19 protein-coding genes are annotated in these 16,777 nt (G+C 66.9%); 10 read left to right on the top strand and 9 right to left on the bottom strand.

The genetic code is table 11. From position 1 onward, the window contains the following. Positions 1-8: 8 nt before the first annotated feature. The gene (locus VJ109_RS14025) at positions 9-803 is read left to right on the top strand and encodes a helix-turn-helix transcriptional regulator (RefSeq protein WP_324757552.1); all 795 of its coding nucleotides are present in this window, start codon (positions 9-11) and stop codon (positions 801-803) included. A 28-nt stretch (positions 804-831) separates the two neighbouring features. On the opposite strand, the gene VJ109_RS14020 is transcribed toward VJ109_RS14025, so the two are convergent. Then, a complete protein-coding gene (locus tag VJ109_RS14020; protein WP_324757551.1) occupies positions 832-1,455 on the bottom strand; it encodes a uracil-DNA glycosylase family protein in 624 nt (207 codons plus the stop codon). Positions 1,456-1,607: 152 nt separating this feature from the next. Here VJ109_RS14020 and VJ109_RS14015 point away from each other — a divergent pair, with 152 nt between their 5' ends. Then, positions 1,608-3,158: an acyl-CoA carboxylase subunit beta gene (locus VJ109_RS14015; protein ID WP_324757550.1), complete on the top strand. Its 1,551-nt coding sequence runs from the start codon at positions 1,608-1,610 to the stop codon at positions 3,156-3,158. Between the two features lie 2 nt (positions 3,159-3,160). After that, entirely contained in the window at positions 3,161-3,499 is a 339-nt protein-coding gene (locus tag VJ109_RS14010) for a DUF8022 family protein (RefSeq protein WP_324757548.1), read from the top strand. Here the strand turns inward: VJ109_RS14010 and VJ109_RS14005 are convergent, their stop codons facing one another. Beyond that, positions 3,500-4,264: a sensor domain-containing protein gene (locus VJ109_RS14005; protein WP_324757547.1), complete on the bottom strand. Its 765-nt coding sequence runs from the start codon at positions 4,262-4,264 to the stop codon at positions 3,500-3,502. Between the two features lie 115 nt (positions 4,265-4,379). After that, the gene (locus VJ109_RS14000; RefSeq protein WP_324757546.1) at positions 4,380-5,222 is read right to left on the bottom strand and encodes a DUF4097 family beta strand repeat-containing protein; all 843 of its coding nucleotides are present in this window, start codon (positions 5,220-5,222) and stop codon (positions 4,380-4,382) included. A gap of 158 nt (positions 5,223-5,380) precedes the next feature. On the opposite strand from VJ109_RS14000, the gene VJ109_RS13995 reads away from it, so the two are divergent. Continuing rightward, positions 5,381-7,225: an acetyl-CoA carboxylase biotin carboxylase subunit gene (locus VJ109_RS13995; RefSeq protein WP_324757545.1), complete on the top strand. Its 1,845-nt coding sequence runs from the start codon at positions 5,381-5,383 to the stop codon at positions 7,223-7,225. Positions 7,226-7,273: 48 nt separating this feature from the next. Then, entirely contained in the window at positions 7,274-8,203 is a 930-nt protein-coding gene (locus VJ109_RS13990; RefSeq protein ID WP_324757544.1) for a biotin--[acetyl-CoA-carboxylase] ligase, read from the top strand. Positions 8,204-8,205: 2 nt separating this feature from the next. On the opposite strand, the gene VJ109_RS13985 is transcribed toward VJ109_RS13990, so the two are convergent. From VJ109_RS13985 to VJ109_RS13965, 5 genes are read right to left on the bottom strand one after another with little or no spacing between them, the layout of a single operon-like run. Beyond that, positions 8,206-8,679, bottom strand: coding sequence for a universal stress protein (locus VJ109_RS13985; RefSeq protein ID WP_324757543.1), 474 nt, complete (start codon positions 8,677-8,679; stop codon positions 8,206-8,208). Positions 8,680-8,739: 60 nt separating this feature from the next. Next, on the bottom strand, positions 8,740-9,135 hold the full coding sequence (locus tag VJ109_RS13980; protein WP_324757542.1) for an SHOCT domain-containing protein: 396 nt from the start codon (positions 9,133-9,135) through the stop codon (positions 8,740-8,742). Between the two features lie 38 nt (positions 9,136-9,173). Beyond that, positions 9,174-10,196: an amidohydrolase family protein gene (locus VJ109_RS13975; protein ID WP_324757541.1), complete on the bottom strand. Its 1,023-nt coding sequence runs from the start codon at positions 10,194-10,196 to the stop codon at positions 9,174-9,176. A gap of 21 nt (positions 10,197-10,217) precedes the next feature. After that, on the bottom strand, positions 10,218-11,441 hold the full coding sequence (locus VJ109_RS13970; RefSeq protein WP_324757540.1) for an HD domain-containing protein: 1,224 nt from the start codon (positions 11,439-11,441) through the stop codon (positions 10,218-10,220). A 38-nt stretch (positions 11,442-11,479) separates the two neighbouring features. Beyond that, positions 11,480-12,013 carry a protein-tyrosine phosphatase family protein gene (locus VJ109_RS13965; protein ID WP_324757539.1) on the bottom strand — a complete coding sequence of 178 codons (534 nt, stop codon included), beginning with the start codon at positions 12,011-12,013 and terminating at the stop codon, positions 11,480-11,482. 132 nt (positions 12,014-12,145) lie between these two features. Between VJ109_RS13965 and cofD the strand changes: the two genes are divergently transcribed. From cofD to VJ109_RS13940, 5 genes are all read left to right on the top strand, one after another. Further along, on the top strand, positions 12,146-13,135 hold the full coding sequence (gene cofD / locus VJ109_RS13960; RefSeq protein ID WP_324757537.1) for a 2-phospho-L-lactate transferase: 990 nt from the start codon (positions 12,146-12,148) through the stop codon (positions 13,133-13,135). Continuing rightward, on the top strand, positions 13,135-13,878 hold the full coding sequence (locus tag VJ109_RS13955) for a tRNA-dihydrouridine synthase (RefSeq protein WP_324757536.1): 744 nt from the start codon (positions 13,135-13,137) through the stop codon (positions 13,876-13,878). The genes cofD and VJ109_RS13955 overlap by 1 nt, the downstream gene beginning before the upstream one ends. Then, positions 13,875-14,714: a triphosphoribosyl-dephospho-CoA synthase gene (locus VJ109_RS13950; protein WP_324757535.1), complete on the top strand. Its 840-nt coding sequence runs from the start codon at positions 13,875-13,877 to the stop codon at positions 14,712-14,714. Before VJ109_RS13955 ends, VJ109_RS13950 begins: the two co-directional genes overlap by 4 nt. Continuing rightward, entirely contained in the window at positions 14,711-15,304 is a 594-nt protein-coding gene (locus tag VJ109_RS13945; RefSeq protein ID WP_324757533.1) for a DUF447 domain-containing protein, read from the top strand. The genes VJ109_RS13950 and VJ109_RS13945 overlap by 4 nt, the downstream gene beginning before the upstream one ends. 167 nt (positions 15,305-15,471) lie before the next feature. Then, complete coding sequence (locus VJ109_RS13940) at positions 15,472-15,663, top strand: 30S ribosomal protein S17e (protein WP_276221944.1); 192 nt, start codon at positions 15,472-15,474, stop codon at positions 15,661-15,663. Positions 15,664-15,683: 20 nt separating this feature from the next. Here the strand turns inward: VJ109_RS13940 and VJ109_RS13935 are convergent, their stop codons facing one another. Then, on the bottom strand, positions 15,684-16,742 hold the full coding sequence (locus VJ109_RS13935) for an Mrp/NBP35 family ATP-binding protein (RefSeq protein ID WP_324757531.1): 1,059 nt from the start codon (positions 16,740-16,742) through the stop codon (positions 15,684-15,686). Positions 16,743-16,777 lie beyond the last annotated feature (35 nt).

Raw genomic sequence — 16,777 nt, 5'->3', positions numbered from 1 at the left:
GAGCGCCCATGGAATCCGCGCTGGAGGAGATCGAGTTCCTGGCGCTGTCGCCCAACCGGGTGACGGTGCTGTCGGCCCTGGCTACGGGCCACCACACTCGGAGCGAACTCGCGGATCGTACGGGGGCCTCACAGGCGACACTCGGTCGCATTCTCGCCGACTTCGAGGACAGAGCGTGGGTCCGCCGCCGGGACGGGGGGTACGTCGCGACCGCGACCGGCCGACTGGTCGCCGACGGGTTCGAGGAGTTGGTCGGGATCGTCGAGACCGAACAGGACCTCCGGGGGATCGTCGATTATCTGCCGACAGCGGCGATCGACTTCGACCTGCGGGAACTGGCCGACGCGACGATCACGACGCCGACACAGACCCGCCCGAACGCGCCCCTCCAGCGGCTGCTCGGGATGCTCGCGGACGCCGACACCGTCTCCGCGTTCTCGCATACGTTCAACGATCAGAGCCTCGGGGCCGTCCAGGAGCAGGTCGTCGAGCGCGGCCAGAGCTTCCGCGGTGTCTTCTCGCGGACGGCGATCGAAGCGCTCGCCGACGACCCCCGACTCCGGGACCACCTCCGGACGCTCTTGAGTGCAGACAGCGCCACGGTCAGGATTCGAGACGAGCGGATTCCGCTGGCAGCGATGGTGACCGACGACACCGTCTTCCTCCTGTTACGTGACACGGACGGCATCCTGCGGGCCGGCATCGACACCGACGCCGCGGCCGTTCGGGCGTGGGCCGACGAGACCTTCGAGCACTACTGGGCGACGGCGACACCGCTGGCGGCGAGCGATCTGGAGTCGTGACCGGACCCGAGAACGGCGTCCCGTCGGACTACCGGACCCGCCACACGTCGTCGCCCGGGAGGAACCGGCCGAGTTCGGCTTCCTGTCGGTAGTCGGTCGCGAGTAGCGCGGTGAGGGCGGCGACGAGGGCGTCCTCGTCGGCGTCGGTCCACTCGCGGGGGTCTTTGATCGGGTAGACGAGCCAGCCACTGCCACGGACCTCCGTCGCGTGCAGGGCCTCCATATCGACGGAATCGGCCGGTTCGGCGGTCATGTTCGCGAAGACGTGCCTGGTCGCGCGCTCGCCGACCGGGAGCAGGACGTGAGAGGTGATCGCCCGAACCTCGGTGTCGAACATCGGTTCGTGGTCCGCGTAATCGTCGGCGGTCGGGTTGCGGTCGCCACAGAGGAACAGATAGGAGAGGTACGTCTTGTCGACGGTCGGCGGCGTCCCCGTCTCCGCTAACAGGCCGCCGGCAAGCAGCGCCCGCTGGAGGCGCTCGGCGGCAGGGGTTCCGGTGAAGGGAATACCCGATTCGCTGCCGCCGTGGACCCGAGGGTTGTCTCCGATGACGTGAAAGTCGGCGTTGGCGTCGCCGTAGCCCGGGACGAACGGCTCACACGGCGCGTCGAAACCGAATGGGTTGTGCTGCGTTGCCGTGATGTTTTTCACACGGGGTGGAAGGTCGTACCCCCTCAAAACTCCGGCGGTTCGAACGCTCACGGTCGTTCCGGTGGGACTTCGATCCCGGCGGCGCGGGTAACGCTTTTCTCACCGGCCCCCGACAGCGCGGATATGTTCGGGTCCACGAGCCGTGATGTCGAATGAGCCACGACGACCGCGTCGAGGACCTCCGCGAGCGCAAGGAGGCCGCCGAGCGGGGCGGCGGCGAGGAGCGCATCGAGGCACAGCACGACCGGGGGAAACTCACCGCCCGCGAGCGGATCGACTACTTCCTGGACGACGAGACGTTCGTCGAGATCGACGCCTTGCGCGAACACCGCTCGACGAACTTCGACATGGACGACAACCACGTCCCGGGCGACGGCGTCGTCGTCGGCTACGGCCAGGTCGATGGCCGCCGGGTGTACGTCTTCGCCCACGACTTCACGGTCTTTGGCGGATCGCTCGGGGAGGCGTTCGCCCAGAAGGTCTGTAAGGTGATGGACCAAGCCATCGAGAACGGCGCGCCCATCGTCGGGCTGAACGATTCGGCCGGCGCCCGCATCCAGGAAGGGATCGACTCGCTGGCGGGCTACGCCGACATCTTCCACCGGAACCAGCAGGCCAGCGGCGTCGTCCCGCAGATATCGGCGATCATGGGGCCGTGTGCCGGGGGAGCGGTGTACTCGCCGGCGATCACCGACTTCGTCTACATGGTCGAGGAGACCAGCCACATGTTCATCACCGGCCCGGACGTGATCGAGACGGTCACCGGCGAGGAGGTCGGCTTCGACGAACTCGGTGGCGCGAAGACCCACGCCAGCGAGTCCGGCGTCGCCCACTTCACCGCCGCCGACGAGAAGGCCGCGATGGACGAGATCCGCTATCTGCTCTCCTTTCTCCCCCAGAACAACGTCGAGGACCCGCCCAGCGTGGACTCCTGGGACGACCCCGACCGGCGGGACGACTCGCTGGTCGAGACGGTCCCCGACGCCCCACAGAAACCCTACGATATGCACGACGTGATCGGGGGCGTCCTCGACCAGGACTCCTTTTTCGAGGTCGCGGAGGCCTTCGCCCGCAACATCCTCACCGGGTTCGCCCGCCTTGACGGCCACGCCGTCGGCGTCGTCGCCAACCAGCCCCGTGTCAACGCCGGGACCCTGGACATCGACGCCTCCCGGAAGGCGGCACGGTTCGTCCGCTTCTGTGACGCGTTCAACATCCCGATCGTCACGTTCGTCGACGTGCCCGGGTTCATGCCCGGCAAGGACCAGGAACGCAACGCCATCATCAACCACGGCGCGAAACTCCTCTACGCGTTCTCGGAGGCAACGGTCCCGTTGCTGACAGTCATCACGCGCAAGGCCTACGGCGGCGCCTACGACGTGATGGCCTCGAAACACATCGGCGCGGACGTGAACTACGCCTGGCCGACCGCCGAGATCGCGGTGATGGGGCCACAGGGGGCGGTCAACGTCCTCTACGACGACGAACTCGAATCCGCCGAGGACGTCGAGGCCCGGCGGCAGGAACTCATCGACGAGTACCGCGACGCGTTCGCGACCCCCTACATCGCGGCCAAGCGCGGGTTCGTCGACGACGTCCTCGAACCACAGGAGACACGGCCGCGGCTGATCGCCGATCTGGAGCTACTCCGGGGGAAACGAGCGGACCAACCCGACCGCAAACACGGTAACATCCCACTGTAACCATGGCGACAGAGACAGACACCGACGGCGAGGTATCGGCCGAGACGGACACCGAGACGGCAGTCGACGGCGACCTGGTCGAGTCCGTCACGAGCCAGGTTCCGGACGCCTCCACCGAGGAGGCGGCCGCGATTGCGGTCGCCATCGGCGCCCATCTGGCCGACCGGGAACGGGCCGCAGCGGCCGCGGCCGCCGCCACATCCCAGTCCGAGGAGACCTGGGACGGGGAGGAGTGGCGCTTCTCCGAGCGGGTCAGCGCGACCCAGCAACGCCACGTTCGGGTCCCCGGGGAGACGCCGACCGATCCCTGGACTGCGGCGGGGCGAACCGACCGGATGTAGTCAGTTCGGTCCGGAGCCACCGAGGATCGCACCGAGAGGGTCGTAGGCCCCGGCCAGGAGCCGTTCGGTGACCCATCCCGTAGCGCGTGCGAGTCCGTTGAGGGCGTTCAGCGTCGCCAGCGAGAGGAGGAGCCCGGCGACAGCCACAACCAGTGCCTCCGGCAGCGTCCGGACCCGCCAGTAGCCGACGCTGACGACCGCGTTGACACCGACCAACAGGTTGTTCCAGACGACGTACAGCGCCGGGTGAAACTCCACCGGACGGTCGGTCGGGATGCCGACGTACACCGCCGGATCACCGTAGTGCAGCGGCACGAGCACCATCGCAAGCCCCGTCGATAGCGCCGAGGCCAGCAGTATCAGCGTCACGATTCCGACGCCGAACTTCAGTACCAAGTACGCGAGCGGCGTCCACGTCCGGGGATCGATAAACAGCGACGCCACACGTTCGCGGGCTGTCTCGCCCGACAGAGCGGTTCGGGCCTCGATATCGCGGCCGAGCAGCGTCGTCGTGAGACGGCGCTCGATGCCGGCGAGGGCCAGACAGACGACCGCGGTCGCGGCCAGGATGGCCACACCGATCAAAACGACGGACAGACCGAGCCCGAACCCCACGCCGAAACTGACGACGAAGACGTACACGAACCCGGTGGGAAACGCCAGCAGCAGGTACAGGAGGTTTCGGTAGGTCTGTGGCCGGACCGGTGCACCGACGAACCGTCGCGCTCCGCGGGAGAGGGTCGCGGGATCGACAGCGGGAGCCATCCGTTCCCCCTGGTCACCGAACGAACATAAATATCGACGGTCGTGTAGCGAGTGCCGACGCGAATCCCGCGTTCCGGTCGACGGCGTGTGCCTCGACCATCCGGACCGACCCCCGTCACAGCGAGCGGACGGTCACGTCGCCGGTCGAGGACTCGATGCGAAGCGTCGGCCCGCCCTCCCCGAGGACGCCACGGAACGACTCTCCGGGGTCGTCCTGCTCGGTCTCGCCGTCCGACAGCGGGAGTCCGGTCAGTTCCACGTCGCCGGTCGAGGACTGGACGACGAGCGTCGCGTCCAGGTCCGGGGCCACGTGTGCGGTCACGTCGCCGGTGTTGGCGTCGACGGTCGTCTCGCCGTCGATCGCGGGGACGTCGACAGAGACATCACCGGTGTTCGTCGACGCTCCGGCCAGGACGTCCGGCGATCGAACCTCGACATCGCCGGTGTCGGATTCGGCGCTGACTGTACCGCCGCCGCGGCGTACCCGGACGTCGCCGGTGTTCGCCTCGGCCCGCAGGTCACCGGTGACATCGGTCGCTTGGATATCGCCGACGGAAGTTGTTACCTCGCCAACAGCCAGTGACGCGGGAACTTCGGCGTCGATGTCCAGCGACGGCCGACTGGTGAAGAACCCGGTGGTCCCGCTCCACTGGGACGAGAGAGAGAGTTGGCCGTTCTCCCGGGTCGTCTCCAGGGTCAACTCCGTGACGTCCGTGCCGACGGAACTGGCTTGCTTGACGGCGCGGACGTGGAGGTCCTCGCGGTCGGTGCCGCGCAGCGTCACGTCCCCGGTCTCGGTTTCGACTGTCAGAGTGGTCGCGTCACGGACTGTGATCGTCTCTGTCGACTCCGTCCGTTTCCCGACGAACGGGGTCGTCCCGCTACAGCCGGCAGCGGCAGTCAGGGCGGTGAGGGCAGTGCCGGCGAGGAACCGCCGGCGCGTTACGTCGCTGGTCACACGTAGTCGTTATCGGCATCGCCCCTTCAACACCGGCTGCCCGTTGCAGGCCTGACAACCGCTCGACAGATTTATTTATCTGTTCGCTGCTGTCGTATCAGACGACTGATTTCGGGAGTCCGCATAGTTTTATGGGCCGACTCTCAGTATGACGGGACATGTTCGACAAGGTGCTCGTCGCCAACCGCGGGGAGATCGCGGTACGCGTCATGCGTGCGTGCGAGGAGCTGGGCATCGGGACAGTGGCGGTGTACTCCGAGGCAGACAAGGATTCGGGGCACGTGCGGTATGCCGACGAGGCGTACAACGTCGGGCCGGCTCGGGCCGCCGACTCGTATCTCGATCAGGAGGCGATCGTCGACGCCGCGAAACAGTCCGGCGCCGACGCGATCCACCCCGGCTACGGCTTCCTCGCCGAGAACGCGTCGTTCGCCCGGACGGTCGAGGACACCGAAGGCGTGAAATGGATCGGCCCGACCGGCGACGCCATGGAGGCCTTAGGTGAGAAGACGAAGGCCCGCAAGATCATGCAATCGGCGGACGTTCCGATCGTCCCCGGGACGACAGATCCCGTCGACGATCCCGAGGAAGTCGTCGAGTTCGGGGAGGAACACGGCTTCCCGGTCGCGATCAAAGCCGAAGGTGGCGGCGGCGGCCGCGGGATGAAGATCGTCCACGATCCCGAAGAGGCCGAAGAACAGCTCGAATCGGCGAAACGCGAAGGCGAGGCCTACTTCTCGAACGACTCCGTCTATCTCGAACGGTTCCTGGAGAACCCCCGTCACATCGAGATCCAGATCCTCGCGGACCACCACGGCAACGTCAGACATCTCGGCGAGCGCGACTGTTCGCTCCAGCGACGACACCAGAAAGTCATCGAAGAAGGGCCGTCGGCCGCTCTCTCCGAGGAGCTTCGGGAGAAAATCGGCGAATCAGCCCGCCGCGGCGTCCGGCAGGCCGACTACTACAACGCGGGGACCGTCGAGTTCCTCGTCGAGGAAGACACCGAGCGCGAGGCTGACGAGGTGCTCGGCCCGGAGACGAACTTCTACTTCCTGGAAGTCAACACCCGCATCCAGGTCGAGCACTGCGTCACCGAGGAGATCACCGGGATCGACATCGTGAAGTGGCAGATAAAGGTCGCACAGGACGAGACGATCCCCTTCGCCCAGGACGACATCGGGATCGACGGCCACGCAATGGAGTTCCGCATCAACGCCGAGAACGCCGCCGAGGACTTCGCGCCGGCAAACAGCGGCTCCCTGGAGACCTACGACCCGCCCGGCGGGATCGGTGTCCGGATGGACGACGCGCTCCGACAGGGCGACGACCTGGTGACCGACTACGACTCGATGATCGGAAAGCTCATCGTCCACGGCTCGGACCGCCAGGAGGTCATCGAGCGCGGGAAACGCGCGCTGGCGGAGTTCGACGTCGAGGGGTTCCCGACGGTGATCCCGTTCCACCGGCTGATGCTCACCGACGAGAAGTTCGTCGCCTCGACACACACGACGAAGTACCTCGACAACCACCTCGACCGATCGCGCATCGAGGAAGCCCAGGAGAAGTGGGGGACGACGACCGAGAGCGAGGCCGACGAGGACGAAGAGGTCGTCGAACGCGAGTTCACCCTGGAAGTCAACGGGAAGCGCTTCGAGGTCGAACTCGAAGAACGGGGCGCCCAGCCGATCCAGGTCGGCGACGTCGATCTGGAAGACGGCGGCGACCAGCCCCAGCGCCCACAGGCCGGCAGCGACTCGGACGGTGGTGGCGGCGGCGCAAGCGCCGAAGGACAGGAGGTCACTGCCGAGATGCAGGGGACGATCCTCTCGGTCGAGGTCGAGGCCGGCGACGAGGTTGAGTCCGGCGACGTCCTCTGTGTGCTCGAAGCGATGAAGATGGAAAACGACATCGTCGCCGAACGCGGCGGGACGATCAACGAGATCGCCGTCGGCGAGGGCGACTCCGTCGACATGGGCGATCTGCTGTTCGTCATCGGGTGACGGTCGGCTCCCGTCTGCTTTTTACTGTCGGCTGTCGTATCCGGGTCCATGCAGGAGACGCGCCATCGAGTCCTCGACGCCCTCGCCGCGGGTCCGGCCTCGGGACCGGCGCTGGCCGACGAGTTGGATATCTCACGCGCTGCGGTCTGGAAACACGTCGAGGCGCTCCGCGAGGAGGGGTTCGAGATCGAGAGCGTCGACGACGGGTACGAACTGACCCGCGTCCCCGAGTTCGGTGGCACAGCCGTCGAGTACGGACTCGACGCGCCCTTCGAGATCGACTCTCACGACAGCATCCCGAGTACGAACGCACGGGCACGCGATCTCGCGGCCGACGGCGCCGAGGACGTGGTCGTGCTGGCCGACGAACAGACCGGCGGTCGTGGCCGTCTCGACCGCGAGTGGACCTCACCCAGCGGGGGTATCTGGCTCTCGGTCCTCTGCCGGCCGGACGTGCCGATGGCCCACGCGCCGGTGTTCACGCTCGCTGCGGCAGTCGCGGTCACCCGCGCAGCCCGCGAGGCCGGTGTCGACGCCCGCATCAAGTGGCCCAACGACGTGGTCGTCGACGGGCGGAAACTGGTCGGCATCCTCACCGAGATGGAGGGCGAAGCCGACCGCGTCTCCTGGGTCGTCGTCGGGATGGGGATCAACGCCAACGTCGACCCTGACTCCCTCCCGACGGACGCCGACCCGACGAGTCTCCGGCACGAACGTGGCGACCCCATCGACCGCCGGGTGTTCACACAGCGAGTGCTCGAAGCGTTTCACGACCTCCGGAGCGACATCGACAGCGTGCTCCCGGCCTGGCGCGAGCACGCGACGACGCTGGGCCAGCGTGTCCGCGTCGAGACAGCCGACGGACCGGTCGAAGGCGAAGCCGTCGACATCCGGTTTCCCGGGGCACTCGTCGTCGACACCGACGACGGCGAGGTGACCGTCACCGCCGGGGACTGCGACCATCTGCGTCCGGTCTGAGGTCACTCAATAGCGATTTCACGGGGTTGGGCCGGTGGCTCCGGACTGGTCGCCCCGACGGGAACGGTGACAACGGGAATCCGGGAGCCACGGATCACGGTCTCGGCGACCGACCCGAGCAACAGGCGGTCGATCCCGGCCCGACCATGTGTTCCCATGACGATCACGTCACAGTCGTGGGTGCTCGCGTACTCGCCGATCCGGGTACTGGGCCGCCCATCGACGATAGCCCGTTCGACCGGAACGTCCCCTGCCAACCGCTCGACGGCGTCGATCGCACGCTCCCCCTCCGTCTGGAACAGCTCGGTGACGCCTTCCCAGGTCATGTCCGCCGGCAGCGTGGAGAACCGGCCGGTGTCGGCGACGTACAGCGCGTGGATCTCGGCGTCGTGTGTCTCCGCCAGCGCCACGGCGTGACGGACGACCTCGTCCATCCCCGCGGTCCCGTCGGTCGGGAGGAGAATCCTGTTGTACATGAGGAATAGTTAGTAATACTACTGCTTAGGCGTTTGGTACTCGATACCGAATACCACTACCTACTCCAGTTCGGCTTCGAGGTCCGCGACCTCTTGGTCGATGTCGCTCATTTCGGCTTCGAGACGGCGTTCGAACTCCTCGTCGGTGAGTTCGCCGCGTTTGTACCGCTCGGTGAGTCGGTCGACCGAATCTGTCGGCTCCGTAGTGGCTCCGCCGGCGCTCTCGATCGGGTCTTCCGGTTCGGTCTCGTCGCTGGCGATCAACGAGACGAGCCTGTAGACCAGGTACGCCCCACCGCCGAACAGGAGGACGGTGACGAGCAGTCCGAGCAGCGCTGCCAGGAGGTTCTGGAGGAACGCGAGGACGACGGTGGCGACGACGAGTGCAGCGACCACCACGACCGTCCCGAGGACCAGTTTTCCGAGCGTTCCGACTCCGCGGTCTGTCGAGGGCATCTCAGGCTGGCCTACGGGTGCCGGCCGGATAAACTCGGCTACGCGTCCGCGAGGACAACGCGGTCGACGTCGTCGACGCCGGCCCGGCGAACCAGCGCGCGGACGGGGTTTTGCGCGCCCGCGAGATTGTCGGTGTCCCCGTCGAGGGTGAACAGGCGTGCCGGTCGACCAGGCTCGATCACACCACAATCGAGTCCGGCGATCTCGGCGCCGTTGACCGTCGCCATCCGGAGCACTTCACGGGCGGAGAGGTCGTACAGCATCTCGGTGACCGCCATCTCGCGGAACATCGAGGGGCTGTTGAGCATCACGTTGTCGGTCCCCAGCGCGACCGTCGTCCGTTCGGCCAGCGCTTCGACCGGCGGTTTCCCGACCCCAGTCGAGAGGTTCGACCGCGGGCAGACGACGATCGGGATATCGCTATCGGCGACCCGATCGAGGTGCAACCCCGTTGCGTGGACCATGTGGACGAGAAAGTCCGGGTCGAGATCGAGTGCCGGATTGATGTCGGAGGCGTCGACCTCGCCGGCGTGGATGCCGAAGCGTTTCCCCGCCTGCCGGGTCGCTCGACGCTCGGCGCCGAACTCGTCGTCGTTGGCACCGCTGGCGCCGAACCCGTCGGCCGCTTCCATCGCGTCGACGGTCTCCCGGCCGAGGAGAACGCTCCGGAGCGACGAGTCCGTCAGCGCCGCTTTGATCGCACTCACCCCTTCGACACCGCCCTCTCGGAACTCGACGAACGCTCCCGTTCCGGACCGCTCCATGAACGAGAGCGTTCGGTCCATCCCGTCGATCAACTCCTCCGTGCTTGCGGCCCGGAGAAGCCGGTGTTTCAGTCCGTCCGGCGGCGCGACGAGTTCTTCGAGCGTCAGTCCCTCGCCGGCTTCCTTCGCGATGGAGTCGCCGATGTGCGTGTGGGCGTTGACGAACGCCGGACAGACGACGGCGTCGCTATCGACGGCGGCCTCCTCGACCGCTTCGATCTCGCCGGCCTCGACGACGACACGCCCCTCGATGGGTTCGAAGTCGCGCCCGCGGAGGATCGTTCCTTCCAGAATCACGGCTACTGGTGTGTCCGACAGTCAGTTAAACTCGTCGAGGGTCGCGTGGATTCCGGTACGGACATCCCTGACCCGGGCGCCGTCGATATCTAGTCCGAGTTCGCGGATCGCGGCTTCGCCGACACGTTCGTTCGACGACGGGGGGGCGTAGACGCCGAGTCGCCATTGGTCGCGCTGTGCTGCCCGGAGCGCACTGACCAGCGTCGACTGCTCGCCTAACTGCCGGACTTCGCCGTTGACGAGGACGCGACTCGTCGACTCCGTCATCGAAGGTTCGGCGGCCACGTCGACCAGGACCGCGTCGGTATCGACGTCCGCCACCGCCGCGATCTTGTCTTCGAGGGCGCGGATGTCCCGGTGATCGGCGTCGAGTAGGTCCTGTGGGACGGCAGAATACTCCGCCCAGACGGCCCGTTTGTACAAATTTCGGCAGCTCAACCGGTCGGCGTACGCCTCGGTCTCGTCACACTGGCGGAGCCGCACTAACAGATCGTTGTCGTCCCATCGCCGGAGGTCGTGTGCCGTCCAGTTGGTCGCGGTCAGCAACCGTTCGGTCCCGCGGCGCAACATCGTCTTGGCGATGCGGGCGACGTGGTGCTGATAGACGGTCGGGTTCATCAGCGCCCGGGCGAGCAACAGCGATTCGGCGGCCTGGACGTTGCCCTCGTCGAGGACGAGTTCGCCGTCGACCAGTCGGAGTTCCCGGATGAGCCGCTCGTGGTCGATGGTCCCGTAGGGAACGCCGGTGTGGTGGGCGTCACGGACCAGATAGTCCATCCGGTCGACGTCGAGTTCACCCGAGACCAGTTGCCCGAGGTCGCCGTCGCCGGCGACGAGGTCGGCGACTCGGTCGGGATTGAGCCCGTGTTCGCTGAGGACCCGTGCGACCGGGCCGCTGTCGATGAGTTCGTGGACATCGTCGTGGTATTTCCCCGTGTGCCGGTGGACGACGTGTTCGACGTTGTGGCTGTACGGGGAATGGCCGATGTCATGGAGCAACGCCGCGGCCCGGACGCGTTCGGCCTGCCGACCCTCGATCCCGAGATGACCGAGTGCCTGATCGGCGAGATGGTACACCCCCAGTGAGTGCTCGAATCGGGTGTGGTTGGCCGACGGGTAGACCAGTGTGACCGTGCCGAGCTGGGAGATGTGACGGAGGCGCTGGACGGGCGGCGTCTCCAGCAACGCTTCGGCAACGCCCTCGACCGCGATGTGGTCGTGGACGCTGTCCTTGATCGTTGTCATCGTGCGCGCATACGCCGGCTCCGGTGAAAACAATTCGGCTAGCCCACACGAGCGATGTCGGCCAGCACCTCCACGAGATCGGCCTTCTCGGCGTTGCCGGCATGGACCGCGTCGAGTGGTTCCCGCCCCATCGACTCGACCGTCTCGATAGCCCGGTGTGGCCCGTAGTCACGGTTGTAGACGAGCCAGGCGGCAAGCACCTGGCCCGTCCGTCCGATACCGGCGAGACAGTGGACGACGACTCGCTCCTCGTGTTCCCGTGCGTCGGCCAGGAACGGCAGTATCTCCCCGCTGAGTTGCTCTTGTGGAACGAGATGGTGATCCGGGACCGGGCTGTGACAGACGTTCTCGGCCCCGAACGCCGACCGGTACCGGTCGAGATTCGAGCCGCCCGTATCGAGTTGTCGGCCGGGAAGCAGACAACAGATCCGCGCTACCTCCCGGTCGCGGAGCGTCTCGATCCAGTCGTCGAGGGCGTCGGCGTGTGAACCCGCGGAGTGCCAACCGGGGGCACAGGCCCCGTAGACGAACGTTTCGTCGGGGGCCGCCGGGGCAAAACGATGTGCATCCATCGGTCGGTTTCGCTGCTATACGAGATATGTGAGGGTACTAACTTGAATCTGCCCCCCGGTTCTCAGGGATGATTCTGCAAACGACGTGGCGGAGGACCACGTTTATACCGACACTACCCCGTACGTCGGCGTATGGTGACGTTCCTCGCCGGCGGGACAGGGACACCGAAACTGCTGGCCGGTGCCGACGGCGTCTTCCCACCGCAGGAGACGACCGTGGTAGCCAACACCGGCGACGACATCGAACTCGGTGGCCACCTGATCTGCCCGGACCTCGACACTGTGTTGTTCCTGGGCGGCGACGACCTGGACCGTGAGACCTGGTGGGGTCGTGCCGATGATACGACCGAGACACACGACGAACTCCACCGACTCGCCGACGCCGCCGACCTGGAGACCGGTCCGCGTTACCTCCCGGCCGAACGACAGACCGCGGGCCGTGCTATCGCCCGCTGGCGACGCTTCTCCGGGGTCGCCGAGTTCATGCTCATCGGTGATCGTGACCGAGCGGTCCACCTCACGCGGACCGCACTGCTGGACGAAGGGGAGTCGTTGACCGCAGTCACGCGAACGCTTGCCGACGCGTTCGACCTCGACCGGACGCTCCTGCCGATGAGCGACGATCCGGTCGCGACCATCGTCCACACGCCGTCGGGACCGATGCACTTCCAGGAGTGGTGGGTCGCACGGAACGGCGAACCACCGGTCGAAGATGTCGAGTTCCGCGGTTCCGCAGAGGCCGATCCGACCGACGCCGTCTTGGCTGCCCTGGACGGCCCAGTAGTGATCGGCCCGTCGAATCCGGTCACCTCTATCGGCCCGATGCTGGCGATCGATGACATCGAGCGGGCACTCCACGGGACGACCGTCGTTGCCGTCTCGCCGTTCGTCGGCGACGAGGTGTTCTCCGGCCCGGCCGCGGACCTGATGGCAGGGACCGGGGTCGAACCGAGCACCGCCGGTGTCGCCGCCTCCTATCCATTCGCCGACGCTTTCGTCCTCGACGAGGCCGATCCGACGGAACTCGATCGGCCGGTCGTCCGGACGGACACGACGCTCGATGGCCCCACGGACGCGGCCCGCGTGGCACGCGCCGTCGACCGGGCACTGGAGGTGGCCTGATGTTCCGGCCACGCGTCGCGCTGGCGAGCCTGAGCGGTGAATCCGACGCCGGGTGGGCCCGTAGCGTCGCCGAACACGTCGGCTGTGCGTTCCTGGGCGGCATCGCCCTCGACGAGGCGACACGGGATGCCGCCCGTCAGTTGGTCGATCGCGACCGGAACGAGTTTCTCCCGGACGATCCGGTCTCGTTCGTCGACGAACAGCTCGGGGCGCTCGAACCCACCCCAGTCCGACCGGGATTCAACGTCCGGAGCGCGTCAGTCGAGCCCGTCCGTCGCGTCGGGGCCGTCTGTCGCGACCACGACGCGATCCTCGAACTGAACGCCCACTGCCGGCAAAGCGAGATGTGTGCGGCCGGCGCCGGCGAATCGCTTCTCCGGAACACCGACCGCCTCGAAGAGCAGGTCTCGGAAGCCACTGCGTCGGGGGCGACAGTCTCCGTGAAGGTCCGGGCCGGGGTCGACGGCGTCGATCTGGTCTCGGTGGCACAAATAGTGGAGGGTGCCGGCGGTGACATCCTCCACGTCGACGCGATGGACTCCGAGGGGGTCGTGGCACCGGTCACGGACGCGACCGACCTGTTCGTGATCGCCAACAACGGCGTCCGCGACCAGGAAACTGTTCGGGAGTATCTCGGCTACGGCGCCGACGCCGTCAGCGTCGGTCGTGCCAGCAACGACCGTGAAATCCTTCGGGACGTGCACGCAGCCGTCGACGCACAGCAGCGAGGAGTCGTCCGATGACGGCGCGATCCATCGCCCAGGACGCCGAGCTCGCGCTCCTGTTGGAGGTCACCGGGACCCCGAAACCGGGCAACGTCGACCGGAACCACGACCACGACGATCTGCGGTTCGAGCACTTCATGGCCGGCGCTGTCGGCGCGCGTCCGGGTCTGGAACGGGCGGCCGATGGCGAGCGGGTCGGTCGTGTCTTCGAGCGCGCCGTCGCCGGGATGGTCGAGCAATCGGCCGGGAACACGCAGTTCGGTGCGCTGTTGCTCCTGGCGCCGCTTGTCGCGGCGGCCCACGACGCCGCGCTGACACCGACCGGCACGGACGAAGTGGTGAGGGCGACGACCGTCGCGGACGCGGCGGAGTTCTATCGTTCGTTCGAGCACGTCGACGTTGCGGTCGGCGATCCGCCATCGGGCCTGGAGCCACTGGATGTCAGACGTGGCTCGGCAGCGATCCCGGCCATCGAGGAGCGGGCGCTAACTCTGTACGACGTAATGGAGCGCAGTGCCGACGTGGACGGGGTTGCCGCTGAATGGGTCAGCGGGTTCGAGCGTGTGTTCGGAGCCGCTGAGCGGATCATCGACGGAGACGACCCCGTTCCCGACAGAGCGGCGACAGTGTTCCTCGAACTACTGGCCGAAGAGCCGGACACGTTCGTGGTGAAACAGTCGGACCGCGAGACCGCCGAGACGGTCCAGCAGCGAGCGCAGGCGGTCCTCGACGGCCAGGAGAGCGCGGCCGAACTGGCGGACGAATTCCTCGACCGCGGAATCAACCCCGGGACGACCGCCGATCTGGTGGCCGGTGCGCTGTTCGTCGCACTCCGTCGGGGGGTCGAAGTGTGAGTGGGTCGTCTGACGACGGGTGGCCGGTCGAACTAGACGGCGTCACGGAGTCGGTTGTGACAACGAAAGGGCCAAACGGGCTGTGGAACCTGGCGGCGCTTGGGATCCACGTGCCAGACGACGGCGATCTCGCGACAGCGACGACCTGGGGCCGGACCCGGACCTGGCGGAACTTCCGGGAGCGTGGCTCGGGCTATGTCCAGTTCACCCGCGATCCGGTCGACTTCGCGGAGGCGGCACTGTCGATCCGTGAACACGAGGAGCCAGTTATCGACAGCGCGGACGCGTGGGTCCGGGTGACAGTCGAACAGCGGGACGAGGGGACGAACGGCGGCACGCAGTGGATCGAGTGGGAGTTGACCCCCGTCGAGTCGGTTGTCCGGCGCCGCGTGGTGCCGACGACGAACAGGGGCCACGCCGCCGTCGTCGAGGCGACAGTCGCCGCCTCGCGGCTGGGTGTCGACGCCTACGACCGGGAGACGCTGCTGGACCGGCTCGCGTACTTCGAATCCGTCGTCGAGACTGCCGGCGGCGAACGCGAACGGGCAGCCTTCGAACGGGTCCGAGACCTGGTCGACGCCGAGTGGTAGCGAACAGGTGACACGCGCAGGGGCCGACGTGGTGTGTCACGCTCCCGCTTGACACGCCGGTTCGCTCGTCAGGACACGGCGACCCTGGTTCCGTCCCGGATGATAAAGCTTCGCGTGTGGGGCCGTGATTCGAACCCTTTTTGAGGCCCACCAGGCAATCAACGCCCATGGCAATCAAACCCGCCTACGTCAAGAAGACAGGGCGACTCCTGATGGAGCGATACCCCAACGCCTTCGGGGCCGACTTCGAGCACAACAAGGATGTCGTCGAGGAACTGACCAACATCGAGTCCAAGGGCGTCCGCAACCGCATCGCGGGCTACGTCACTCGCAAGCAGAATACCGCCGTCGAAGCGTAACGTCTTCTCTGTTCTCCGCGCTACTGCTCGGGTTCGGCCAGCTGCGCGTCGGCCTGGCGCTTCCGGTGGATGATCCCCTGCATGTCCGCCGTCCGGGCCGTGATCTCGCGGAAGGCATCGCCCGTGTCGCTGTCCTCGTCCAGCACCAGGGGCTGCCCGCTGTCGCCACCCTCGCGGACGCCCGGGTCCAGCGGTACCTCCCCCAGGAACGGCATATCGGTGTCCTCGGCGAACTCGCGGCCGCCGCCGCTCCCGAAGATGTCGTGGTCGCCGCCACAGTCGGGGCAGACGAACGTCGACATGTTTTCGACGATGCCGAGTACGGGCGTCTCGTGGCGACCGAACATCCGCAGCCCCTTCCGGGCATCGTCGAGTGCGACCTCCTGTGGCGTGGTTACGATGACCGCCCCGGAGACGGGGACCTGCTGGAGCATCGTTAGTTGTGTGTCCCCGGTCCCCGGCGGCAGGTCCACGACCATGTAGTCCAGGCTGCCCCAGACCACGTCGTCCCAGAGCTGGGTGAGGACGCTGTCGACCATCGGGCCACGGAAGATGACCGGGTCGTCCTTGCCGACGAGGAAGTCCATGCTCATCAGCTTCATCCCGTGTTTCTCGACAGGGATGATCTGTTCGTCCTCGGTCGCGCGTGGTGATTCGTCGGCGTCGAGCATCCGCGGGACGTTCGGGCCGTAGATGTCGGCGTCGAACAGGCCGACGCGGGCGCCCAGCCGGGAGAGCCCGGCCGCGAGGTTCACGGCGACCGTCGACTTGCCAACCCCGCCTTTTCCCGAAGCCACGGCGATGACGTTCTTGACATCGGGCAACGGGTCCTCCTCGGCCGGGACACCGCGGTCGACGCTCGCCGAGAGGTCGATATCGTAGCCAGTATCTGCGAGGGCTTCGCGGACCTCGTTTGCCATCGCAGTCTCGGCCGGCGAGTAGGGGGCGCCCAGCGCGAGGTCGATCCGTATCTCGTCGTCGACCTCGATACTGTTGATCAGGCCCAGCGAGACAATGTCGTCCCCGAGGTCGTCGTCCTCGACAGCCCGGAGACGGTCACGTACGTCGGAGTCATCCATGCCACCGGGTAGGCCCCGCAGCGCCGATAAGGATT

It is taken from the genome of Haloarcula montana (genome assembly GCF_035666295.1).
Lineage (GTDB): Archaea > Halobacteriota > Halobacteria > Halobacteriales > Haloarculaceae > Haloarcula > Haloarcula montana.
This window is presented reverse-complemented; position numbering and strand designations above follow the sequence as displayed.